This is a genomic window from Streptomyces sp. 2131.1, assembly GCF_900105515.1.
In the GTDB taxonomy this organism is placed as follows: Bacteria; Actinomycetota; Actinomycetes; order Streptomycetales; family Streptomycetaceae; genus Streptomyces; species Streptomyces drozdowiczii.
This window is the reverse complement of the sequence record NZ_FNSY01000001.1, coordinates 4,058,930-4,080,395: the sequence shown is the minus strand read 5'-3', so window position 1 is coordinate 4,080,395 and position 21,466 is coordinate 4,058,930. Positions and strand designations below refer to the sequence as shown.

The window sequence follows — 21,466 nt, the reverse complement described above, 5'->3', positions numbered from 1 at the left end:
CAGGGCATCACTTCCGGTACAGCGCCTCGATCTCCTCCGCGAAGTCCCGTGCTATCGCCGCCCGCTTCAGCTTCAGCGACGGCGTGAGGTGGCCGCGCTCCTCGGTGAAGTCCACCGGCAGCACGGTGAACTTGCGGATCGACTCGGCCCGGGAGACCAGCCGGTTGGCCTCGTCGACCGCGCGCTGGAGGGCCGTGCGCAGCTCCTCGTCGTGGACGAGTTCACGCATCGGGACGTCCTGCTTCTTGCGCATCCGGCACCAGTGCGCGATCCCGTCCGCCTCCAGCGTGATCAGGGCGGTGATGAAGGAGCGGTTGTCGCCGACCACCATGCACTGGCTGACCAGCGGATGGGCGCGCAGCCAGTCCTCCAGCGGGGCCGGGGTGACGTTCTTGCCGCCCGAGGTGATGATGATGTCCTTCTTGCGGCCGGTGATCGTGAGGTAGCCGTCCTCGTCGAGCGCGCCGAGGTCCCCGGTCGCGAACCAGCCGCCGTCGAGCACGGGCACGGACAACCCGCGCTCGGCGTCCCAGTACCCCTGGAACACCTGCCCGCCGCTCAGCAGCACCTCCCCGTCACCGGCTATGCGTACGGCGGTGCCGGGCATCGGCCAGCCGACCGTGCCCAGGCGGGGCTTGAGCGGCGGGGTGACCGTGGCGGCGGCCGTCGTCTCGGTCAGGCCGTACCCCTCGAAGATCTCGATGCCCGCGCCCGCGTAGAACGCGGCGAGCCGCCGCCCCAGCGGGGAGCCGCCGCAGATCGCGTACCGGACGTGCCCGCCGAGCGCGGCCCGGATGCGGCGGTAGACCAGCGGGTCGTAGAGCGCCCGGGCGGCGCGCAGCCCGAGGCCGGGCCCGGGGCCCGTGCCGTGTTCGGCGGCCTCGACGGCCCGGCCGTAGCGCTGGGCGATCCGGGCGGCGCGGTCGAAGGAGGAGGCGCGGCCCATCTTCTCGGCGGTGGCCCGGCCCGTGTTGTAGACCTTCTCCAGGACGTACGGGATCGCCAGCAGGAACGACGGCTTGAAACCGGCCAGGTCGGCGAGCAGGTCCTCGGTCCGGATCGACGGGGCGTGGCCCAGGCGGACCCGGGCGCGCAGGCAGCCGATGGCGACCATCCGGCCAAAGACGTGCGACAGCGGCAGGAACAGCAGCGTGGACGCGGGGTACTTGCTCACCGACTTGAAGACCGGGTGCAGCAGTTCGATGGCGTTGTCGACCTCGGCGAAGAAGTTGCCGTGGGTCAGTACGCAGCCCTTGGGGCGGCCCGTGGTGCCCGAGGTGTAGATCAGGGTGGCCGGGGTCTCCGGTTCCAGGGTGGCGCGGCGCTCGGCGACGACGTCGTCCGGGAGGTGCTGCCCGAGCTTCTTCAGCCGGCCGAGCGCGCCGGTGTCGAACTGCCAGAGGTGGGTGAGCCCGGGGAGCTGCTTGCGTTCCTGGCTGATGATGCGGCCCTGGTCGGCCGTCTCGACCGCGCAGGCGACGGACCCGGAGTCCTGGAGGATCCAGCGGGCCTGGAAGGCGGACGAGGTCGGGTAGATGGGCACGGTGACGAGGCCCGCCGCCCACGCCGCGAAGTCGAGCAGCGTCCACTCGTACGTCGTACGGGCCATGATCGCGATCCGGTCGCCGCCGCGCAGGCCCTCCGCGATCAGGCCCTTGGCGACGGCCAGCACCTCGGCGGCGAACTCGGCGGCCGTCACGTCCTGCCAGCTGCCGTCCGGCTGCTTGCGGCTGAGGACGGCGTCGCCGGGGGCCTCGCGGGCGTTGTCGAACGGAATCTCGGCGAGCGAGCCGCGCCGGACGGGCGGGGCGAACGCCGGTACGGAGGCCTGCCGGACGGTCCCGTGGGCGTCCCGCTCAAGCGTCGGCTCGACCAGGGCGGGAACGGCGGGTGCGGGGGAAGGTGCGGGTGGCGTGGACACGTGCGGCTCCTCTGGCAAGGGGGACGGGCGGTTCACTGGGGGACGACCGGTCGTGCGAGGCGGGGCCGGACGGCGACACATCCAGCCCCGCCGGCGTTTGAGGCGCGGGGTCCGGGGCGGAGCCCCGGTTCCGGGAAGGGGCGGGGAGGGGAGAAGGCCCCGCGCGGCGGCCCCCTACGCCCCGTCGGACGACGAGGCGCCGCGTTCGAGAATGGCCGTGACCCCTTGGCCACCCGCCGCGCAGATCGAGATCAGCCCGCGGCCCGGGGCGTCCCGCTCCGCGAGGAGCTTGGCCAGGGTGGCGACGATGCGGGCGCCCGTCGCGGCGAAGGGGTGGCCGGTGGCGAGGGAGGACCCCGCCACGTTCAGCCGATCCCGGTCGACGGGCGCCAGCCCCTGCTTCTCCCAGGCGGCCAGCGTGGCCAGCACCTGGGAGGCGAACGCCTCGTGGATCTCGAAGAGGTCGAAGTCCTCGGTCCCGAGCCCGGCCCGCTCCAGCATCCGGGGCACGGCGTACGCGGGCGCCATCAGCAGCCCGTCCTCGCCGTTCACGTAGTCCACCGCGGCGGTCTCGTACAGCGAGAGGTACGCCTGCGGCTCCAGGCCGTGCGCCTCGGCCCACTCCTCGCTCGCCAGGAGGACGGTCGCGGCCCCGTCCGTGAGCGGCGTCGAGTTGCCCGCCGTCATCGTCGCGTCCGGGTGGTCCGTGCCGAACACCGGCTTCAGCGTGGCGAGTTTCTCCACCGTGGAGCCGGGACGCAGGTTCTGGTCCCGGTCGAGACCCCGGTACGGGACGACGAGGTCGTCCAGGAAGCCCCGTTCGTACGCGGCGGCGAGCCGCTGGTGGCTGGTGGCGGCGAGGAGGTCCTGATCGGCGCGGGCGATGTCCCACTGCCGGGCGGTGAGCGCCGCGTGGTCGCCCATCGAGAGGCCGGTGCGTGGTTCGGCGTTGCGCGGGATGTCCGGGACGAGGTGCCGGGGCCGTACGCCCGTCAGGGCCTTGGCGCGGGCGCCCGCCGACTTCGCGCGGCGGACGGACAGCAGCAGCCTGCGCAGTTCGTCGTTGACGCCGAGCGGGGCGTCGCTCGTGGTGTCCGTGCCGCCCGCGACGGCCGAGTCGATCGCCCCGAGCATGATCTTGTTCGCGGCGGCGATCACCGCCTGGAGACCCGTGCCGCAGGCCTGCTGGACGTCGTACGCGGGGGTGCGCGGGTCGAGCCGGGAGCCGAGGACCGTCTCGCGGGCCAGGTTGAAGTCGCGGCTGTGCTTGAGGACCGCGCCCGCCGCGAACTCGCCGACGCGCTCGCCCTGGAGCCCGAACCGCTCGACGAGACCGTCGAGCGCGGCGGTCAGCATCTGCTGGTTGGAGGCCTGCGCGTAGGGCCCGTCGGAGCGGGCAAAGGGAATGCGGCTGCCACCGATGACCGCGACGCGGCGGGGCTGCGGGAGTGCGAGGGGAATCAACTCGACCAACTCATCTCGACCAGCTCCTGACTCTTGAGTAACCTTACTCCGGAGTAAATCTACGACCGAGCAGGGAGTCTGGACAATGGCCGACCGCTATCTGCACCTGACCGGCACGGCACCCGGCAAGTTCCTCACCCGCAAGCTCGGCCTCCCGCAGCCCACCCGGCTGCGACGCTGGACCCTGGAGACACCGGCACTGACCGGCCCGGTCCTCCACCTCACCGCCGGGGACTCCGCCGTCACCCGGGAGCTGGCCGCGATCCTCACCGCGACCGGCCTGGAGGTCACCGCCCGCGCGGACCGGCCCGCCGCGCTGGTGCTCGACGCGACCGCCGTCGACACCGCGGCCGGGCTCGCCGCCGTGCACGCCGCCCTCCACCCCGTCGTCCGCTCGCTCGCCCCCGGCGGCCGGGTTGTCGTCCTCGGGGTGCGGCCCTCACCGGACGACCACCACCAGGCCGCCGCCCAGCAGGCCCTGGAGGGCTTCGTCCGCTCCCTTGGCAAGGAGATCGGCAAGGGCGCCACCGCGCAGCTGGTGCGCGTCGCCCCCGGGGCCGTCGCCTCCGCCGAGTCCACGCTGCGCTTCCTGCTCTCGCCCCGCTCCGCGTACGTCAGCGGCCAGGTCATCGAGGTCACCGACGCCGCCCCCGACGAGGTCGCCGACTGGGCCGCCCCGCTCGCCGGCCGCACCGCCCTGGTCACCGGAGCCGCCCGGGGCATCGGGGCCTCCGTCGCCTCGGTGCTGGCCCGCGACGGCGCCCGCGTCGTCTGCCTGGACATCCCGCAGGCCCAGGAGGACCTGGTGCGCACCGCGGACCGCCTCGGCGCCACCGCGCTCCCCCTCGACATCACCGCCGAGGACGCCGCCGAACGCATCGCGGCCGCCGTCCCGGACGGGCTCGACATCCTCGTCCACAACGCCGGCATCACCCGCGACCGACGGCTCGCCAACATGCCCGCCGAACGCTGGACCTCGGTCATCGACGTCAACCTGGACAGCGTGCTGCGCACCACCGACGCGCTGCTGAAGGCCGGGACGCTCAACCGGGGCGGCCGGATCGTCGCCACCGCCTCCATCGCGGGCATCGCCGGCAACAACGGCCAGACCAACTACGCGGCCAGCAAGGCCGGCATCATCGGCCTCGTCCGCTCACTGGCCCCGCGCGCCGCCGCCGGCCACGGCGTCACGGTCAACGCGGTGGCCCCCGGCTTCATCGAGACGAAGATGACCGCCGCCGTCCCCCTCTTCATCCGCGAGGCGGGCCGCCGCATGAACTCCCTCTCGCAGGGCGGCCTCCCGGTCGACGTGGCCGAGACCACCGCCTGGTTCGCCCAGCCCGCGTCGACGGCCGTCAACGGCCAGGTCGTCCGGGTCTGCGGTCAGAGCCTGCTGGGGGCGTGACGCGATGAGCCTCACCCTCTCGCTGGCCCGGGGCGCCGTCACCTCGCCCTTCAAGCGGGCCGGGCGCCCCGGCGCCACCCTCCCCGCCGACCGCCTCCGCCTGCCCGCCGCCATCGCCCCCGGCCCGCTGGCCGCGTACCGCACGATTTGCGGCTTCCCGGCGACCGGGCCGCTGCCGGTGACGTACCCGCACGTCCTGGCGTTCCCGCTGGCCATGCGGCTGATGACCCGCGGTGACTTCCCGCTTCCCGTCACCGGCCTCGTCCACACCTGGATCGAGATCACCGCCCACCGTACCTTCCAGCCGCAGGACATGCTCGAGCTCACGGTGTACGCACATGAGTTGAAGCCGCACCGGCGCGGCACCGAAGTCACGGTGGTGACCGAGGCGCGCCTCGCGGGCGAGCTGGTGTGGGAGTCCCGCAGCGGCTACCTGTCCCGGCACACGACGCATATCGAGGCACCGGCACCGGAGGCACCCTCCGCGCCACTCCCCGCCGTCGCCGAGTGGCGGCTGCCCGGCAACCTCGGGCGGCGGTACGGGGCCGCATCCGGCGACCGCAACCCGATCCACCTCCACCCGCTGACCGCCCGGCTGTTCGGCTTTCCCCGGGCCATCGCACACGGCATGTGGACCGTCGCCCGCTGCCTCGCCGAAGCCCCCGACCCGGCCACGCTCCGCACCGTACGGGCCGACTTCCGCGCCCCGGTCCTGCTGCCCGGCACGGTCACGTACGCCTCCGATGGCCACGCGTTCCAGCTGCGCGGCGGCCCGGACGGCGAACGGCTGCACCTCACCGGCACTACGGGCTAGGCGCCTGCCAAGGGCGGCCGTTCATCAGGTTCTCCAGGCCCGCCCAGGAGAAGTTCATCATCGTGGCCGCCGCCTCCCGGGCCGAGACGCCCGGGGTCTCGTTGGCCCAGCCGGCCAGCGCCTCCGCGGCGCCCACCAGCGCCTGCGCGAGGCCCGCCACGTCCCGGTCCGGGAGCGCCGGGTCGTGGTGCGCCTCGCGGGCGGCGGCGCCGATCAGCCCGGTCACGAACGCGACGATCTCCTCGCGCATCACGTTGACCTCGGTGGCGAACGGCTCCCCGTGGGTCCGCGCCTGCCGGTACAGCACCGCCCAGCCGTCCGGGTTCTCCGCGGTGTGCGTGAAGAACGCCCGCAGCCCGTCCCACAGTTGCCGGTCGGCCGGCAGCCCCGGCTCCACGCCCGCCTGCACGGCGGCGAGCAGCGCCTGCGCCTCGCGCCGGATGCACGCGGTGAACAGCTCGTCCTTTGAATTCAGGTACAGGTAGACCAGCGGCTTGGACACCCCGGCCAGCTCGGCGATCTCGTCCATCGAGGCGGCCCGGTACCCCCGCTGCCCGAACGTCTGCACCGCGGCGTCCATCATCTGCTGCTCGCGCACGGCGCGCGGCATCCGCTTGTTCCGCACAGCACCCACGTCGACTCCCTCCCGCCCCCGCAGCACTACTCCCTGGTAAGGGTACGGGGCGCGGGGGAGCAGCCGCGTACGCCCGAGGGCCCCTCCTCCGCGCGGAGAAGGGGCCCTCGGGGTGGGACCGGGCGGTCAGGCGGCGACCGGGAGGCGCTCCGGCTCGGTGTCGCGGACCTCGGCGTCGTCGACCGGGGAGGCCGAGGCCGAGTTGTAGGCGTCGTGGTCCAGGATCTTCTCGCGGGCCGAGACGATCACCGGGACGAGCGCCTGGCCGGCCACGTTGGTGGCGGTGCGCATCATGTCCAGGATCGGGTCGATGGCCATCAGCAGGCCGACGCCCTCCAGCGGGAGGCCCAGGGTCGACAGGGTCAGCGTCAGCATGACCGTGGCGCCGGTCAGACCGGCGGTGGCCGCCGAACCGATGACCGAGACGAACGCGATCAGGATGTAGTCGCCGACGCCCAGCTGCACGTCGAAGATCTGCGCGATGAAGATCGCGGCGAGCGCCGGGTAGATCGCGGCGCAGCCGTCCATCTTGGTGGTGGCGCCGAACGGGACGGAGAAGGAGGCGTACTCCTTCGGGACGCCGAGGCGCTCGGTGACCTTCTGGGTGACCGGCATGGTGCCGACCGAGGAGCGCGAGACGAACGCCAGCTGGATCGCGGGCCAGGCGCCCTTGAAGAACTGGAGCGGGCTGACCTTGGCGACGGTGGCGAGCAGCAGCGGGTAGACGCCGAACAGCACCAGGGCGCAGCCGATGTAGACGTCGGCGGTGAACGTCGCGTACTTGCCGATCAGGTCCCAGCCGTAGTCCGCGATGGCGTAGCCGATGAGGCCGACGGTGCCGAGCGGGGCGAGGCGGATGACCCACCACAGGGCCTTCTGGAGGAGCTCCAGGACGGCTTCGCTGAGGGTGAGGATCGGCTGCGCCTTCTCACCCAGCTGGAGGGCGGCGATACCGGCGACGGCGGCCATGAAGACGATCTGCAGGACGTTCAGCTCGGCGAACGGCGTGATGACGTTGTCCGGGATGATGCCGGTCAGGAAGTCGAGCCAGGAGCCGGCGTGCTCGGGGAGCTTGCCGTCCTTCGGGGTGAGGCCGGTGCCGGAGCCCGGGTTGGTGATCAAGCCGATCGCGAGGCCGATGGCGACGGCGATCAGCGAGGTGATCATGAACCAGAGCACGGTGCGGGACGCCAGCCGGGCGGCGTTGTTGACCTTGCGCAGGTTGGTGATCGACACCAGGATCGCGAAGAAGACGAGGGGCGCGACGGCCAGCTTCAGCAGCTGGACGAAGATGTGGCCGACCTTGTCGAGCGTGGTGTACAGCCAGTCGATGTCCTGGCTGCGGGCGAGCCAGCCGAGCAGGACGCCGAGGATCAGACCGGCGACGATCTGGGCCCAGAACGGGACCTTGGGTATACGGAAGCCGGAGCTTGCGGGCTTCTCGGCGGTGGACGCGGAGTTCGCGGACACGGACACACTCCAGATGTGACGCATCGGGACGCACGGGGACGGTGTGCGGGGGACGGGGATGCGGCGCCCGCGTCAGGGGGCGGCGCCGCTGCATGGTGCCGGTATCAGACGTTGCGGCAACAGACCGCGGACATACAGCGGCAGAGATCGACGTGAAGGCGCTCCACGAGCGGGATGCTCGTGGCAGATCGGAGGCGCACATCAGTCTTCATGCCGAACACGTTAACACTTGAACTTTGAGAACCTCAAAGGTCTTCTTTGGTACGAGAGAGCGCTCCGCACCCGTCCGCGACCCACCGGAATCCCCAACTCCGCCTGGAGCAACGAAAAACCCCAGTACAGGAGCAGACGCTCCCGTGCCGGGGTTCGACGGAAAAAAGCGAGGGGTGTGAGGAAGCTTACCTTCCCCTTACTGCCGGCCCCTTACTGGCTTTCCCTTACTGCGTAACGCCGTCCTCGCGCGTGCGGTTGGCCTCCAGCCGGGCCTTGGCGCGGTCGACCGAGGAGACGAGCTGCTCGGACATCTCGTCGCGCTGCTTGCGCAGCAGGACGAAGCTGAGCGGCGCGGACAGCACCAGGGCTAGCAGGATGACCCAGACGACGTTGGACCCCCCGACCCCGGACGGCACCACTCCGAAATTGACGGCGATGGCGGCGACGACGAAGCAGCCGACGAAGATGCTGAGACGCATCGCGGTGTACCGGATCGTTGCGCTCGGCTTGGCAGCGGACACGGCTGGCCCTCTCTCTACGTACGACAGTCCTGCCCGACCAGTGAAGCATGCCCCGCAATCGATCGATTCGCTGGGCCGCACCCGTACGCGCTCAGCCCAGCGGCAGCAGCATGATGACGTCGTCCCGGTCGTCGCCCTCGGCGACCCGGATCGCCCCCGGAACCCGCCCGACCTCCTTGTAGCCGCAGGCGGCGTAGAAGCGATCGGCGCCCGTGCCGCCCCGGCAGGTGAGCCGGACGGCCTCGATGCCCTCCGTCGCCCGCGCGGCGTCCGCGACCACTTCCATCAGGTCGCGGCCGTACCCCTTGCCCTGGTGACGGGGGTGGACCATCACGGTGTAGGCCCACAGCCAGTGCGTCATGAGCCGGTGCGTGTTGCGCGTCAGGAACGCGGTGGCGGCGACGCGCCCCTCCTCGTCGCGGCCGACGACCAGCCGGGTGCGGCCCTCGGTCAGGGCGACCTGGTGCTTGAGCAGCTCGGGCCGGACGTCCTTCTCCGACACCGGCGGCACGAAGCCCACCGCGCCGCCCGCGTTGGAGACGTCGGCCCAGAGCGTGACGATGCCGTCCCGCACGGACCGGTCGAACGTCGGATCCACCTCAAATGTAAGACTCATAGGCGCAGATTAACTATTACAGGGCGCTCGCTCAAGCGGTGTCCGGAACGCGAGAAAGCTCCGGCCGGGGACGGTGGCCGGAGCTTTCGTACGTGCAGCGTCGCGCGCGCGGCGCGCGCCGGGTCAGACCCGCATCGGCTGCGGCGCCTCGCGCCGCTCCGCGTCCGGGCCCGGGTACTCGCGGATGATCTCGTACCGGGTGTTGCGCTCCACCGGCCGGAAACCGGCGTCGCGGATCAGGTCGAGCAGGTCCTCACGGGTCAGCTTGTTCGGCGTGCCGTAGTTGTCCGCGTCGTGCGTGATCTTGTACTCGACGACCGAGCCGTCCATGTCGTCCGCGCCGTGCTGGAGCGCGAGCTGCGCGGTCTGCACGCCGTGCATCACCCAGAACACCTTGACGTGCGGCACGTTGTCGAACAGCAGCCGGGAGACGGCGAAGGTCTTCAGCGCCTCGGCGCCGGTCGCCATCGTGGTCCGCGCCTGGAGCTTGTTGCGGACCTTGCCGTCCTTCATGTCCACGAAGTCGTGCTGGTAGCGCAGCGGGATGAAGACCTGGAAGCCGCCGGTCTCGTCCTGGAGCTCGCGCAGCCGCAGCACGTGGTCGACGCGGTGCCGGGGCTCCTCGATGTGCCCGTACAGCATGGTCGCCGGCGTCTTCAGCCCCTTCTCGTGGGCGAGCCGGTGGATGCGCGACCAGTCCTCCCAGTGCGTCCGGTGGTCCACGATGTGCTGGCGGACCTCCCAGTCGAAGATCTCCGCGCCGCCGCCGGTCAGCGACTCCAGACCGGCCTCGATCAGCTCGTCGAGGATGTCCGACGCGGACATCCCGGAGATGGTCTCGAAGTGGTGGATCTCGGTGGCGGTGAACGCCTTGAGGGAGACCTGCGGCAGTGCTTCCTTCAGCGCGCTCAGCGAGCGCGGGTAGTAGCGCCACGGCAGCGAGGGGTGCAGCCCGTTGACGATGTGCAGCTCGGTGAGGTTCTCGCCCTCCATCGCCTTGGCGAGCTTCACCGCCTCCTCGATGCGCATCGTGTACGCGTCCTTCTCCCCCGGCTTGCGCTGGAAGGAGCAGTACGCGCACGAGGCGGTACATACGTTGGTCATGTTGAGGTGCCGGTTGACGTTGAAGTGGACGACGTCGCCGTTCTTGCGCGTACGCACCTCATGGGCCAGCCCGCCGAGCCAGGCCAAGTCGTCGGACTCGTAGAGCGCGATCCCGTCCTCGCGGGTCAGCCGCTCACCGTCCCGGACCTTCTGCTCCAGCTCGCGCTTGAGTCCCGCGTCCACCGTGCTCCTCGCAATTCCTCGCCTTAACGGACCCCGCCACCGTACGCCTAGTGCTCCTCGGGGAGGTCTCCGACCCGGTTCTCCCACTTCGTGGAGAGCACGATGGTGGTACGGGTCCGCGAGACGCCCTTGGTACCGCTGAGCCGGCGGATCGTCTTCTCCAGCCCGTCCACGTCGCCGACGCGCACCTTGAGCATGTACGAGTCGTCGCCCGCGATGAACCAGGCGTCCTCGATCTCCGCGAGGTCCTTCAGCCGGCGCGCCACGTCCTCGTGGTCGGCGGCGTCGGAGAGCGAGATGCCGATCAGGGCCGTGACCCCGAGGCCGAGCGAGGCCGCGTCGACGGTGGCGCGGTAACCGGTGATCACACCGGCGGATTCCAGCCGGTTGATGCGGTCGGTGACGCTGGGCCCGGAGAGCCCGACGAGCCGCCCGAGCTCGGCGTACGACGCCCTGCCGTTCTCCCGGAGGGCCTGGATGAGCTGCCTGTCCACCGCGTCCATGTGACTGAAACCTTCCATTGTTCAGCAGTACAGCAAGTCTACGTGTAGAATCTAAGGCACACAGGCATTGAAGCCTGCAAATCTTCTCGCTCAATCAAAAATCGCTTACGAATCTTCAGGAGTGACGACACCGTGTACACGATCGAGATGGCCTACGCCCGGATGCGCGAGCTTCAGGACCTGGCCAACCGCTCGCGTGCCCACCAGCCCGCCGCCGCCCTCCGCGTCGACCGCGCCCGCGGTCCGCGGCGCACGCCCAAGAAGCGCTGACCCCCGGATCAGCCCGGGGAGCCGCCACCGAGCTCCCCCTCCCAACGGCGGTACAGCCGGTGCGGCACCCCCGCCGCGTCCAGCACCCGCCCCGCGACGAAGTCCACCAGATCCTGGATGTGCGTCGCTCCCGCGTAGAACCCCGGCGAGGCGGGCAGCACGACCGCGCCCGCCTCGTCCAGGGCCACCAGCTGCTTCAGCGTCGCCCCGCTCAACGGCGTCTCCCGCACCGCGACCACCAGCTTGCGCCGCTCCTTCAGCGTCACGCTCGCCGCCCGCTGCAACAGGTCCTTCGACAGCCCGAGCGCCACCCCCGCCACACACGCCGTCGACGCCGGCACGATGAGCATCCCCTTCGCCGGGTACGACCCCGAGGACGGGCCCGCCGCCAGATCACCGGCCGCCCAGTGCCGCACACCCGACACGTCCACGTCGAAGGTCTCCGGCTTCCCGTCCGCACCCCGCGCCAGCCAGGCCGCCAGGTCCTCGCGCCAGTGCGCGTCGCGGAAGGAGATACCCGTCTCGTCCAGCAGCGTCAGCCGCGAGGCCCGGCTCACGACCAGGTCCACGCTCTCCCCCGCGGCCAGCAGCCCACGCAGCACCGCGGCGGCGAATGGCGTACCCGAAGCACCGGAAACCCCGACAATCCAAGGCATTCGCTGCTGCTGACTCACTGAAGACCCGGAATCCACACCCCCGAGCCTATCCGGCGCCCCGCACAGGGAACTGTCCGAGGGCCTTGGTACGTTCCGTCGGGTGAAGGGGGGTCCTGTCATGGACGACGTACAGATGAGAACCCGTGACCGGGCTCTCGTGGCCGGAGCGCTCGTGCTCGGCTGGATCGCGCTGCTCTGGATCCTGGAGGCCGTCGACCTCGCGACCGGGCACGGCCTGGACGACCACGGCATCTCCCCCCGCGAGCCGGGCGAGCTGCTCGACATCGTGCCCGCCGCGTTCCTCCACGACGGCTGGGGCCATGTCGCTTCCAACAGCCTCCCGCTGCTGGTCCTGGGCTTCATAGCCGCGCTCGGCGGCCTGCGCCGCTTCGCCGGTGCCGTGCTCACCGTGATCCTCGTCGGCGGCCTCGGCGTCTGGCTCACCGCCCCCGCGAACACCATCACGCTCGGCGCTTCGGGCGTCGTCTTCGGCCTCTTCGGCTACCTGCTGGTCCGCGGCTTCGTGGACCGCCGCCCGCTCGACGTGGTCGTCGGCCTGGTCGTCGCCGCGGTGTACGGCTCGCTGCTCCTGGGCGTCCTGCCCACCGACTCCGGCGTCAGCTGGCAGGGCCACCTCTTCGGACTCATAGGCGGGGTGGTGGCGGCCTTCGCACTGCGCCGCCCCACCGCCCCGCGCGCGCTCACACCGTGAGGCCGCGCACCACCAGGTCCAGCAGCGCGCAGACGAACAGCGCTATGCCGATGAAGCCGTTGACCGAGAAGAACGCCCGGTTCAGCCGGGACAGGTCGTGCGGCCGCACCACGCGGTGCTCGTACACGAAGGCCACCGCGACGATCACCATGCCGATCCAGTAGAACGCCTCCGCGTCCGTGGCGAGGCCGAACCACACCAGCAGGCCCGTCGTCACCACGTGGCACACCCGCGCGCCCCACAGCGCGGCCGGGATGCCGAAGCGGGCCGGGAAGGAGAGCACCCCGTGCGCCCGGTCCGCCTGCACGTCCTGGCAGGCGAAGATCAGGTCGAAGCCGCCGATCCAGATGCCGACGGCGAGCCCCAGGATCACCGCGTCCCACGACCAGCTCCCGGTCACCGCCAGCCAGGCGCCGATCGGCCCGATGGCCTGCGCGAGCCCCAGGATCGCGTGCGGGAAGTTCGTGAACCGCTTGCCGTACGGGTAGACCACCATCGGGACCACCGCGACCGGCGCCAGCGCCAGACAGAGGGGGTTCAGCAGGGCGGCGGCCCCGAGGAACACGACGACGGCGACGAGCGCCCCCGTCCACGCCGACTTCACCGACACCGCGCCGGTCACCAGCTCACGGCTCGCGGTGCGCGGGTTCCGGGCGTCGATCTCGCGGTCGATGATCCGGTTCGCGGCCATCGCGAACGTCCGCAGCCCGACCATCGCGAGGGTCACGAGCAGCAGCGTGCCCCAGTGGATCGTCCCGTCCACCCGGAACATCGCGGTCAGGGCGGCGATGTAGGCGAAGGGCAGCGCGAAGACCGAGTGCTCGATCATCACGAGCCTGAGGAACGCCTTCACCTTGCTGCTGGGTTGCGCGGGCCCCGATCCCAGGGTCGCTTCTGCGGCGCTCACAGCCCGTACTCCTTCCACCGGCGGTCGACCAGCGCCGCCGTATCCGGGTCCGACTCGACCATGTCGGGCCAGCCCCCGTCTCGCGTGTACCCCTCCTCGGGCCACTTCTTCGTCGCGTCGATGCCCGCCTTGCCACCCCAGAACTGCTGATAGGAGGCGTGGTCCAGGTGGTCGACGGGGCCCTCGGACACCGTCAGGTCGCGCGCGTAGTCCGTGTTGCCGAGCGCCCGCCAGGCCACCTCGTGCAGGTCGTGGACGTCGCAGTCGGAGTCCACGACGACGATCAGCTTCGTCAGCGACATCATGTGGGCGCCCCAGATGGCGCTCATCACCTTCTGCGCGTGCTTCGGGTACTTCTTGTCGATCGAGACGATCGCGCAGTTGTGGAAGCCGCCCGACTCCGGCAGGTGGTAGTCCACGATGTCCGGCACGATGATCTTCAGCAGCGGCAGGAAGAACCGCTCGGTGGCCCGCCCCAGCGGCCCGTCCTCGGTCGGCGGCCGGCCCACCACGATCGACTGGAGCAGTGGGCGCTTGCGCATGGTCACGCAGTCGATGGTCAGTGCGGGGAACGGTTCCTGCGGGGTGTAGAACCCGGTGTGGTCGCCGAACGGCCCCTCGGGCAGCGTCTTGCCCGGCTCCAGCCAGCCCTCGATGACGACCTCGGCGTTGGCCGGGACCTGCAACGGCACGGTCTTGCAGTCGACCATCTCGATCCGCTTGCCCTGGATGAACCCGGCGAACAGGTACTCGTCGATGTCCCCGGGCAGCGGCGCGGTCGAGGCGTACGTCACGGCGGGCGGGGCGCCGAACGCGATGGCGACCGGCAGCCGCTCCCCGCGCCGGGCGGCGACCTGGTAGTGGTTGCGGCTGTCCTTGTGGATCTGCCAGTGCATCCCGATGGTGCGCCGGTCGTGCCGCTGGAGCCGGTAGAGCCCGAGGTTGCGGACGCCGGTCTCCGGGTGCTTGGTGTGCGTGAGCCCCAGGTTGAAGAAGGAGCCGCCGTCCTTGGGCCAGGTGAACAGCGCGGGCAGCAGGTCCAGGTCCACGTCGTCGCCGGTCAGGACGACCTCCTGGACGGGCGCGTTCTCCCCCTTCACCTTCTTCGGCGGCACGTGCACCATCGACCCGAGCTTCCCGAAGGCCTCCCGCACCCCGACGAACCCGTGCGGCAGCTCGGGCTTGAGCAGCCCGCCGATCTTCTCGCTGATCTCCCCGTAGGACTTGAGCCCGAGCGCCTTGAGCAGCCGCTTGTCGGTCCCGAAGACGTTCATGGCCAGGGGCATCGAGGACCCCTTGACGTTCTCGAAGAGCAGCGCGGGCCCGCCGGCCTTGTTCACCCGGTCGACGATCTCACCGACCTCCAGGTAGGGGTCGACCTCGGCCTTGATGCGCTTGAGCTCGCCCTCGCGCTCCAGAGCCCGGAGAAGGGATCGAAGATCGTCGTAAGCCATAGGGCCCAGTATCGGCCACCCGCTACCCTGGGCCCGTCACCGGGGCGGGGCAAAGCCCCGCCAACTCTCCTCGGGGGGACCTTTCCACCATGCTCCGGGCTCTGATCTACCTTCTGCCGCTGGCGCTGACGATCTTCGCGTTCATCGACTGCCTGAACACCCCGGAGGACGAGGCCAAACACCTGCCGAAGATCGCCTGGGTCTTCATCATCCTGCTGTTCTGGATCGTCGGCCCGATCGTCTGGCTGGCCGCGGGCAAGGTCCGCGAGGTGCCCGCCGGAGGCCGTACGCCCTCCGAGTGGCACCGCAGCCACCGCCAGCAGTGGGTGGCGCCGGACGACAACCCGGACTTCCTGAAGTCGCTGAAGGAAGAGAACAAGAAGGACGAGGCGCTCCTCAAGGACTGGGAGGCGGACCTCCGCCGCCGCGAGGAGGAACTGAAGCGCCGCGAGAACGGCCCGGAGGCCTCGTAGCGGCCGCGGGTTCACGTCTGCCGGGCTCAGCTCGTGCCGAGTCGCTCGGCCTCCTCGGCATCCAGCTGGTGCTCGGCCCAGACGTAGCTCTCGGGGAGCAGCTCGGCGATGGCGACGGTCCGGAGCCGCTCGCCTCCCCCGACGATGACGCGCAGGCTCGGGAAGTAGTCGAGAAGGACCTGGCGACACCGTCCGCACGGGGGCACGACCCCCCGGTCGCGGTCGCCCACGGCCACGATCGTGTCCAGTTCGTACGCACCCTGGGCGGCTGCGGCGCCTAGGAGAACCAGCTCTGCACAGGGCCCGCCGGTGAAGTGGTAGGCGTTCACGGCGGTGACGATCCGGCCGTCCCGGGCGCGAGCCGCTGCCGCCATGGTGTGGTTGTCGCCCCGGCAGCGCGTGCGTGCGATGTGGGTCGCGGCCTCGATGAGTTCGTGGTCGACGTCGTGGGTCTGCTTGGTCATCTTCTCCGCCTTGGTGAGGTAATGACGTGATCATGCCGCTCTCGCGGCGCAGGCGTCGACTCTGAACCCATCGAGGCCGCGTACGACGACTGCCCGCCCCCGGTCCTCCGGGTGGCGGGCAGTCGTCGTAGGTGCGGGGTCAGACGCCGGCGTACGAGTGCTTGCCGGTGACGAAGATGTTGACGCCGTAGTAGTTGAAGATCCAGCAGCCGAAGGCGATCAGGGCCAGGTACGCGGCCTTGCGGCCCTTCCAGCCGGCGGTGGCGCGGGCGTGGAGGTAGGCGGCGTAGGCGACCCAGGTGATGAAGGACCAGACCTCCTTGGGGTCCCAGCCCCAGTAGCGGCCCCAGGCGTCCCCGGCCCAGATCGCGCCCGCGATGATCGTGAACGTCCAGAGCGGGAAGACGGCCGCGTTGACCCGGTACGAGAACTTGTCGAGGGTGGAAGCGGACGGCATCCGGGAGAGCACCGAGTGGGCGAAGGAGCCCGGCTCCCCACCATTCGCGATCTTGTTCTCGTAGCTGTCGCGGAAGAGGTAGATGAAGGTGCCGATGCCGCCGATGAAGAACACGGCGCCGCAGATGATGGCGGTGGAGACGTGAATCCACAGCCAGTACGAGTGGAGCGCGGGCACCAGCTGGTCGCTGGAGGTGTAGAGCACCGTGGTCGCGAGACCGAGGTCCAGCAGGACCGCGGTGACCAGGATCAGCCCCATCCAGCGGACGTTCTTCTTCAGCGCGAGCAGGATCAGGTACGCGCCGACCGCCACCGTGGAGAAGGTGATGGAGAACTCGTACATGTTGCCCCAGGGGGCGCGCTGCACGGAGAGCGCGCGGGCGACGACGCCGCCCGCCTCGACGAGGAACGCGAGCACGGTCAGCGAGACCGCCATCCGCCCGTAGAGGTCGCCCTTGAAGGTGCCGCCGGCGGCACCGGGGCCGTCCGGGACGTCACGCGAACCGGCCGCGGCCCGGGTGATGACCTTCGGCCGTTCCAGTACGGCGGTGGTCCCCCCCTTCTGGGCGACCTGGACCTTCACCGTGGAGGCCGCCGCGGCGGCCTCCACGGTGGTGAGCGCGGCGGCGGTGCGGCCGACCTTGCTGCGGCTGCCGAACACCCACTCCGCGATGTGCGCGAAGAAGGCCAGGGTGTAGACGGCCATCGACGAATAGATCAGCACATTGCTGGTGTGCGCCAGGTTCTCGTTGGTTGCGGCGGCGAGATTCACTTCTCAGCCCCTTCGGCAGGTTCTACGGAGGACGCCTCGTCGACGTCGCTGTCGGTGCCGGGCGCCGTGGGCGCCTCGGCGTTGAGCTTGACCGCGAGGTCGGCCAGCTCCTCGGGAAGCTTCGCGGACTCGCTGCGGCCGAGTCCGGCCATCTCGACGACGGTGGTGCCGTCGTCGCCGCGTACGGCCCGCACCCAGACGCGGCGGCGCTGGATGAAGAGGGAGCCGGCGAGGCCGGCGATGGCGGCGACGGCGCCGGTGAGCGCCCAGCCGCTGGCGGGCTGTTCGGAGATCTGGAAGCTCGCCCACTCCTGGATGCCCTCGAAGGTGATGGAGCCGGCCCCGTCGGGCAGCTTCATGGTCTCGCCGACGAGGAGCCGCTGCTTGAGCTGCTTGCCCTTGGCGTCCTTGAACTCCTTCATCTTGCTCGTGTCCAGCTGGTACACGTTCTGCGCGATGCCGGAGTTGACGCCGATGGAGCCGTGGTAGCCGTTGAGCGCGAGGACGGGGAAGTCGGCGGCGGGGAACTGCGAGAACATCGTGCCCTTGCCGTTGCCGGCGAAGGTCGGCACGAAGAACGCCTGGAAGCCGAGCTGGTCCTTCTTGCCGTTCTTGTCGCGGTAGCCGTCCAGGACCTTGATGGCGCCGCTCGACGTGACGTTGTTGTCGATGGGCAGCAGAGGTACGGCGTCCTTGTAGACCTCCTTGCCCCGGCCGTCCTTGACGGAGACGACGGGCGCGTAGCCGTGGGCGTTGAGGTAGACCTTGGTGCCGTGGACGACGAGGGGCTCGTTGACCTTGATGACCCTCTTCTCCTCCTTGCCGTACGCGCCGTCGGAGAAGGTCACGCGCGCCTCGTACGTGCGCGGGGTGCCGATCTGGGGGCCCTTGCGCTCGTACGTGCCGACGAAGTCGTCGAGGGTGAAGCTGAACGGGGTCAGCGAGTCGTTGTCGTAGAGCGACCCGGACTTGAAGTTGTCGTACTGGGTGATGGTGTTGGAGAACCCGTCGCCCTCGACGACCAGCTTGGCGCCCTCGTACTTGAAGAGCTGGCCCCAGGCGAAGGCGACGAGCATCACGATGAGCGCGACGTGGAAGATCAGGTTGCCGGCCTCGCGCAGGTACCCCTTCTCGGCGGCGACTGCGTCTCCCGCGATGTGGGCCCGGAAGCGGCGCTTGCGCACGATGGCGAGGGCGGCCTCGTGGACCTGCTCGGGCGTGGCCTCGGTGCGCCAGGTGGTGTACGCGGGCAGCCGGGTGAGGCGCTTGGGGGCGCCCGGCGGGCGGCTGCGGAGCTGGCCGACGAAGGTGCCGGTGCGCGGGACGATGCAGCCGATGAGCGAGACGAACAGCAGGATGTAGATCGCGGAGAACCACACCGAGCTGTAGACGTCGAAGAACTGGAGCTTCTCGTAGATCGGGGTGACGACGGTGTGGGCGTCCTTGAACGTCTGCACCTTGAGTTCGTCGACACTGTTCTGCGGGATCAGCGAGCCGGGGATGGCTCCGAGCGAGAGCAGGAAGAGCAGGATCAGGGCGACCCGCATGGAGGTGAGCTGGCGCCAGAACCAGCGGATCCAGCCGATGACGCCCATGGCGGGGAGGCCGGCGAGGGTCTCCTCGCGGGGGGCGGTGGAGAGCTGGGAGCCGGCGGCGCCCAGTTCAGTCGCGTTCTCCTCGTCCCGCTCCTGGGAGGGGTTGGACGTGGTGTTGCTCATTCGTACTCAGATCCCCACCTGGAAGCCGTTCGACCAGCCCTGTAGTTCCTGCATCATGCTGCCCCACGCCCCGGTGAGCAGGAGCAGCCCGGTCACGATCATCATGCCGCCGCCGATGCGCATGACCCAGGCGTAGTGGCGCTTGACCCAGCCGAATGCGCCGAGTGCCTTGCGGAAGGCGACGGCGGCGAGCACGAAGGGGATGCCCAGGCCCATGCAGTAGGCGACGGTCAGTATGGCGCCGCGTCCGGCGGTGCCCTGGTTCATCGCGAGGATGGACACCGAGCTGAGGGTGGGCCCGAGGCACGGGGTCCAGCCGATGCCGAAGAGGGCGCCGAGCAGCGGGGCGCCGACCAGGCCGGTCACGGGCTTTTTGTGGATACGGAATTCGCGCTGTGTCATCCACGGCATGAGGCCCATGAAGAAGACGCCCATGAGGATCATCAGCACGCCGAGGACCTTGGTGAGGGGCCCGCTGTTGGCCTGGAGCGTGTCGCCGAAGTAGCCGAAGAGGGCACCGCCGGAGACGAAGACGGCGGTGAAGCCCGCGACGAACAGCGAGGCGCCGGCGACCATGCGGCCGCGCCGGGCCTCGGCGAGGTCGGCGCCGCTGACCCCGGTCACGTAGCTGAGGTAGCCGGGGACGAGCGGCAGCACGCAGGGCGAGAAGAAGGAGACGAGTCCGCCGAGCAGGGCGATGGGCAGGGCGACCAGGAGGGCCCCGTTCATGACCGTGCCGTTCTGCATGGCGGCGGCGAGGGTGCTCACCTGATCACTTCTCCGCGATCAGCGGGTCGAGCATCTTGTGCAGCTGGGTGTCGTCGACCGGGCCCACGACGCGGGCGGCGAGCTTGCCGTCCCGGTCGATGACGACGGTCGACGGGATGGACTGGAGGCGGAAGGTGCCCTTGGGGAAGCGCAGCAGGAGCTTCCCGGTCCGGTCGTAGAAGCTGGGGTAGACGACCCCGTGGTCCTTCTCGAAGCTGAGGGCGTTGCCCCGGGAGTTGTCGCGGGTGTTGATTCCCACGAACTGGACGCCCTGGTCCTTGGTCTCCTTGGCCACCTTGTTGAAGTACTTCGATTCCAGCCGGCAGGGCGCGCACCAGGAGCCCCAGGCGTTGAGGACGATGACCTTGCCCTTGTAGTCGGCGAGGTCGAGTTGCTTGCCGTCCACGGTCTCGCCGTCGAGGTTCGGTGCGTCGGCGCGCTCGCCCTTGGGGGCGGTGGCGATGCCGCCCTTGCCCGCGACGAAGTTGGTGTCGCCGCCGCTGCTGGTCTGGTTGCCGGAGTCGCACGCGGTCAGCGTCAGTGCGAGAGCGGCGGCCGCCAGGGGGGCGGCGAGCAGGGTGAAGCGGCGTCGGGGTGCGCGGCCATGGCTCATGTGAAAAGTTTCGCATGGCGGTTCCGGGGATCTTGGGCACCCCCCTCGGTGCCCGTAAAGCCCGTTGTCAGGCTTGTTTAAAGAAGGTGTTCCAGCCGCCTGAGGGGGCCTCGCCGACCTGGAGTGTGCGGAGCTTGGCGAGGACGGCCGGGTCCTGGACGTCGAGCCAGTCGACGAACTGCCGGAATGAGACGAGGCGCACATCCGGTTTTCCGGCGATGTGCTTGAGCGTGTCCTCGACGGCGTCCATATAGATGCCGCCGTTCCACTCCTCGAAGTGGTTTCCGATGTAGAAGGGCGCGCGGTTCGTCTCGTAGGCGCGCTTGAATCCGCTGAGGTACGACTGCGTGGCCTGTTCGCGCCAGCCGGGATAGCGCGAGGGCATTCCCTTGGTGGAGTTCTGCGACTGGTTGGCGAGGATGTTGTAGTCCATGGAGAGGACTTCGAAGGTGTGCCCGGGGAAGGGGATGCCCTGGAGCGGCAGGTCCCAGACGCCCTGGCGCTTGCTGGGCCAGACCTGGGTGCCGCCGGGTGAGCTGGCGTCGTAGCGCCAGCCGAGCTTCTTGGCGGTGGGCAGCAGGTTGTCCTGGCCGAGCAGACAGGGGGTGCGGCCTCCGACGAGTTCCTTGCGGTAATCGAAGGGGAGCGATTCCTCGTCGTTCCAGCCGGTGTTGGTGCGCCATTCGGTGACGAAGGAGATCGCCTGGTCGATTTCGCTCTGCCACTGGGCGGGGGTCCAGTTGCCGACCGATCCGGAACCGGCGCAGAAATGGCCGTTGAAGTGGGTGCCGATCTCGTGGCCGTCGAGCCAGGCGTTCCGGACGTTCTTGAGCGTCTCCTTGACGTGGCCGTCGGTGAGATAGCCGATGTCGGAGGCGCCGACGGGGTTGTTCGGCGGGCGGTAGAGCGTTTTCTTCGATTCCGGGAGGAGATAGAGGCCGGAGAGGAAGAAGGTCATCGACGCGTCGTGTTCGCGGGCGAGTTCCAGAAAGCGGGGGAAGAGTCCGTTGCCGACCTCGCCGGCGCCGTCCCAGGAAAAGATCACGAACTGCGGGGGCTTCTGGCCGGGCTCCAGGGGTTCGGGGGCCTTCGGCTGCTTGGGCTGTTTCCCGGTGTAGGCCGTGGAGCCGTCGCCGATGGCGCGGACTTCCTTCTTGGTGCCGGAGCCCTTCGACGTCCCGCCCTTCTGGCCGGTGGAGCCGTTGTCGGGACTGGGGCTCCCGTCCCCGGCGCTCGCGCCGGAGGACCCCTTGATGCTGCACCCCGCCATTCCGACGGCGGCCGCGGCACCGAGACCGGCTCCGAGCAATCCCCTTCGGCTGATCTCACGCATGCGGCATCCCATCTGCGGTCGT

At 70.1% G+C, this 21,466-nt stretch carries 22 protein-coding genes; 5 read left to right on the top strand and 17 right to left on the bottom strand.

All coding sequences use genetic code 11. The features are described 5' to 3' along the window. Positions 1–7: 7 nt before the first annotated feature. Complete coding sequence (locus tag BLW14_RS18315) at positions 8–1,921, bottom strand: AMP-dependent synthetase/ligase (protein ID WP_093708324.1); 1,914 nt, start codon at positions 1,919–1,921, stop codon at positions 8–10. A gap of 174 nt (positions 1,922–2,095) precedes the next feature. Continuing rightward, a complete protein-coding gene (locus BLW14_RS18310) occupies positions 2,096–3,394 on the bottom strand; it encodes an acetyl-CoA C-acetyltransferase (protein WP_093708323.1) in 1,299 nt (432 codons plus the stop codon). 76 nt (positions 3,395–3,470) lie between these two features. Here BLW14_RS18310 and BLW14_RS18305 point away from each other — a divergent pair, with 76 nt between their 5' ends. Then, a complete protein-coding gene (locus BLW14_RS18305; RefSeq protein WP_093708322.1) occupies positions 3,471–4,790 on the top strand; it encodes a 3-oxoacyl-ACP reductase in 1,320 nt (439 codons plus the stop codon). Positions 4,791–4,794: 4 nt separating this feature from the next. After that, on the top strand, positions 4,795–5,604 hold the full coding sequence (locus BLW14_RS18300) for a MaoC family dehydratase (protein ID WP_093708321.1): 810 nt from the start codon (positions 4,795–4,797) through the stop codon (positions 5,602–5,604). Here BLW14_RS18300 and BLW14_RS18295 read toward each other — a convergent pair. From BLW14_RS18295 to BLW14_RS18270, 6 genes are all read right to left on the bottom strand, one after another. After that, the gene (locus BLW14_RS18295) at positions 5,594–6,214 is read right to left on the bottom strand and encodes a TetR/AcrR family transcriptional regulator (RefSeq protein ID WP_093708320.1); all 621 of its coding nucleotides are present in this window, start codon (positions 6,212–6,214) and stop codon (positions 5,594–5,596) included. The two genes, BLW14_RS18300 and BLW14_RS18295, sit on opposite strands and share 11 nt — an antisense overlap. A gap of 150 nt (positions 6,215–6,364) precedes the next feature. Continuing rightward, complete coding sequence (locus BLW14_RS18290; protein ID WP_093708319.1) at positions 6,365–7,708, bottom strand: dicarboxylate/amino acid:cation symporter; 1,344 nt, start codon at positions 7,706–7,708, stop codon at positions 6,365–6,367. A gap of 437 nt (positions 7,709–8,145) precedes the next feature. After that, positions 8,146–8,400, bottom strand: a complete 255-nt coding sequence (locus tag BLW14_RS18285; RefSeq protein WP_019521237.1) for a DUF4229 domain-containing protein — start codon at positions 8,398–8,400, stop codon at positions 8,146–8,148. A gap of 133 nt (positions 8,401–8,533) precedes the next feature. Next, complete coding sequence (locus tag BLW14_RS18280) at positions 8,534–9,058, bottom strand: GNAT family N-acetyltransferase (protein WP_177154018.1); 525 nt, start codon at positions 9,056–9,058, stop codon at positions 8,534–8,536. Between the two features lie 123 nt (positions 9,059–9,181). Continuing rightward, positions 9,182–10,345: an aminofutalosine synthase MqnE gene (mqnE, locus tag BLW14_RS18275; protein WP_093708317.1), complete on the bottom strand. Its 1,164-nt coding sequence runs from the start codon at positions 10,343–10,345 to the stop codon at positions 9,182–9,184. 47 nt (positions 10,346–10,392) lie between these two features. Continuing rightward, on the bottom strand, positions 10,393–10,848 hold the full coding sequence (locus BLW14_RS18270; RefSeq protein WP_018524971.1) for an Lrp/AsnC family transcriptional regulator: 456 nt from the start codon (positions 10,846–10,848) through the stop codon (positions 10,393–10,395). Positions 10,849–10,980: 132 nt separating this feature from the next. On the opposite strand from BLW14_RS18270, the gene BLW14_RS34535 reads away from it, so the two are divergent. Continuing rightward, positions 10,981–11,118 carry a hypothetical protein gene (locus BLW14_RS34535; RefSeq protein ID WP_177154017.1) on the top strand — a complete coding sequence of 46 codons (138 nt, stop codon included), beginning with the start codon at positions 10,981–10,983 and terminating at the stop codon, positions 11,116–11,118. 8 nt (positions 11,119–11,126) lie between these two features. Here the strand turns inward: BLW14_RS34535 and BLW14_RS18265 are convergent, their stop codons facing one another. Continuing rightward, positions 11,127–11,792 carry a UbiX family flavin prenyltransferase gene (locus BLW14_RS18265; protein WP_093708316.1) on the bottom strand — a complete coding sequence of 222 codons (666 nt, stop codon included), beginning with the start codon at positions 11,790–11,792 and terminating at the stop codon, positions 11,127–11,129. Positions 11,793–11,892: 100 nt separating this feature from the next. On the opposite strand from BLW14_RS18265, the gene BLW14_RS18260 reads away from it, so the two are divergent. Beyond that, the gene (locus BLW14_RS18260; RefSeq protein ID WP_093708315.1) at positions 11,893–12,486 is read left to right on the top strand and encodes a rhomboid family intramembrane serine protease; all 594 of its coding nucleotides are present in this window, start codon (positions 11,893–11,895) and stop codon (positions 12,484–12,486) included. On the opposite strand, the gene mqnP is transcribed toward BLW14_RS18260, so the two are convergent. Beyond that, positions 12,476–13,393 (bottom strand): menaquinone biosynthesis prenyltransferase MqnP, encoded by a 918-nt coding sequence (gene mqnP / locus BLW14_RS18255; protein ID WP_093708314.1) that lies wholly within the window; start codon positions 13,391–13,393, stop codon positions 12,476–12,478. The genes BLW14_RS18260 and mqnP overlap by 11 nt on opposite strands. After that, positions 13,390–14,847 carry a menaquinone biosynthesis decarboxylase gene (locus BLW14_RS18250; protein ID WP_093708313.1) on the bottom strand — a complete coding sequence of 486 codons (1,458 nt, stop codon included), beginning with the start codon at positions 14,845–14,847 and terminating at the stop codon, positions 13,390–13,392. Before BLW14_RS18250 ends, mqnP begins: the two co-directional genes overlap by 4 nt. Positions 14,848–14,936: 89 nt before the next feature. Between BLW14_RS18250 and BLW14_RS18245 the strand changes: the two genes are divergently transcribed. Then, on the top strand, positions 14,937–15,320 hold the full coding sequence (locus BLW14_RS18245) for a PLD nuclease N-terminal domain-containing protein (RefSeq protein ID WP_093708312.1): 384 nt from the start codon (positions 14,937–14,939) through the stop codon (positions 15,318–15,320). Between the two features lie 26 nt (positions 15,321–15,346). On the opposite strand, the gene BLW14_RS18240 is transcribed toward BLW14_RS18245, so the two are convergent. The 6 genes from BLW14_RS18240 to BLW14_RS18215 form a co-directional block, all read right to left on the bottom strand. Then, positions 15,347–15,784 carry a cytidine/deoxycytidylate deaminase family protein gene (locus BLW14_RS18240; protein WP_093708311.1) on the bottom strand — a complete coding sequence of 146 codons (438 nt, stop codon included), beginning with the start codon at positions 15,782–15,784 and terminating at the stop codon, positions 15,347–15,349. A gap of 139 nt (positions 15,785–15,923) precedes the next feature. Beyond that, positions 15,924–17,012 (bottom strand): c-type cytochrome biogenesis protein CcsB, encoded by a 1,089-nt coding sequence (gene ccsB, locus BLW14_RS18235; RefSeq protein ID WP_093708310.1) that lies wholly within the window; start codon positions 17,010–17,012, stop codon positions 15,924–15,926. Further along, a complete protein-coding gene (locus BLW14_RS18230) occupies positions 17,009–18,730 on the bottom strand; it encodes a cytochrome c biogenesis protein ResB (protein ID WP_093708309.1) in 1,722 nt (573 codons plus the stop codon). The genes ccsB and BLW14_RS18230 overlap by 4 nt, the downstream gene beginning before the upstream one ends. A gap of 6 nt (positions 18,731–18,736) precedes the next feature. Next, positions 18,737–19,477: a cytochrome c biogenesis CcdA family protein gene (locus BLW14_RS18225; protein ID WP_177154226.1), complete on the bottom strand. Its 741-nt coding sequence runs from the start codon at positions 19,475–19,477 to the stop codon at positions 18,737–18,739. A 25-nt stretch (positions 19,478–19,502) separates the two neighbouring features. Beyond that, positions 19,503–20,111, bottom strand: a complete 609-nt coding sequence (locus BLW14_RS18220; protein ID WP_093708307.1) for a TlpA family protein disulfide reductase — start codon at positions 20,109–20,111, stop codon at positions 19,503–19,505. Between the two features lie 67 nt (positions 20,112–20,178). After that, positions 20,179–21,444: a polysaccharide deacetylase family protein gene (locus BLW14_RS18215; protein ID WP_093708306.1), complete on the bottom strand. Its 1,266-nt coding sequence runs from the start codon at positions 21,442–21,444 to the stop codon at positions 20,179–20,181. Between the last annotated feature and the right edge of the window lie 22 nt (positions 21,445–21,466).

Bases quoted from the DNA above. Each gene is read 5' to 3' on its own strand.
- BLW14_RS18260 (WP_093708315.1), top strand. From the start codon at position 11,893: ATGGACGACGTACAGATGAGAACCCGTGACCGGGCTCTCGTGGCCGGA.
- BLW14_RS18295 (WP_093708320.1), bottom strand. From the start codon at position 6,214: ATGCCGCGCGCCGTGCGCGAGCAGCAGATGATGGACGCCGCGGTGCAG.
- BLW14_RS18240 (WP_093708311.1), bottom strand. From the start codon at position 15,784: ATGACCAAGCAGACCCACGACGTCGACCACGAACTCATCGAGGCCGCG.
- BLW14_RS18270 (WP_018524971.1), bottom strand. From the start codon at position 10,848: ATGGACGCGGTGGACAGGCAGCTCATCCAGGCCCTCCGGGAGAACGGC.
- BLW14_RS18230 (WP_093708309.1), bottom strand. From the start codon at position 18,730: ATGAGCAACACCACGTCCAACCCCTCCCAGGAGCGGGACGAGGAGAAC.
- BLW14_RS18250 (WP_093708313.1), bottom strand. From the start codon at position 14,847: ATGGCTTACGACGATCTTCGATCCCTTCTCCGGGCTCTGGAGCGCGAG.
- BLW14_RS18280 (WP_177154018.1), bottom strand. From the start codon at position 9,058: ATGAGTCTTACATTTGAGGTGGATCCGACGTTCGACCGGTCCGTGCGG.
- BLW14_RS18305 (WP_093708322.1), top strand. From the start codon at position 3,471: ATGGCCGACCGCTATCTGCACCTGACCGGCACGGCACCCGGCAAGTTC.
- BLW14_RS18225 (WP_177154226.1), bottom strand. From the start codon at position 19,477: ATGCAGAACGGCACGGTCATGAACGGGGCCCTCCTGGTCGCCCTGCCC.
- BLW14_RS18245 (WP_093708312.1), top strand. From the start codon at position 14,937: ATGCTCCGGGCTCTGATCTACCTTCTGCCGCTGGCGCTGACGATCTTC.
- BLW14_RS18215 (WP_093708306.1), bottom strand. From the start codon at position 21,444: ATGCGTGAGATCAGCCGAAGGGGATTGCTCGGAGCCGGTCTCGGTGCC.
- BLW14_RS18300 (WP_093708321.1), top strand. From the start codon at position 4,795: ATGAGCCTCACCCTCTCGCTGGCCCGGGGCGCCGTCACCTCGCCCTTC.
- BLW14_RS18220 (WP_093708307.1), bottom strand. From the start codon at position 20,111: ATGAGCCATGGCCGCGCACCCCGACGCCGCTTCACCCTGCTCGCCGCC.
- BLW14_RS18285 (WP_019521237.1), bottom strand. From the start codon at position 8,400: ATGCGTCTCAGCATCTTCGTCGGCTGCTTCGTCGTCGCCGCCATCGCC.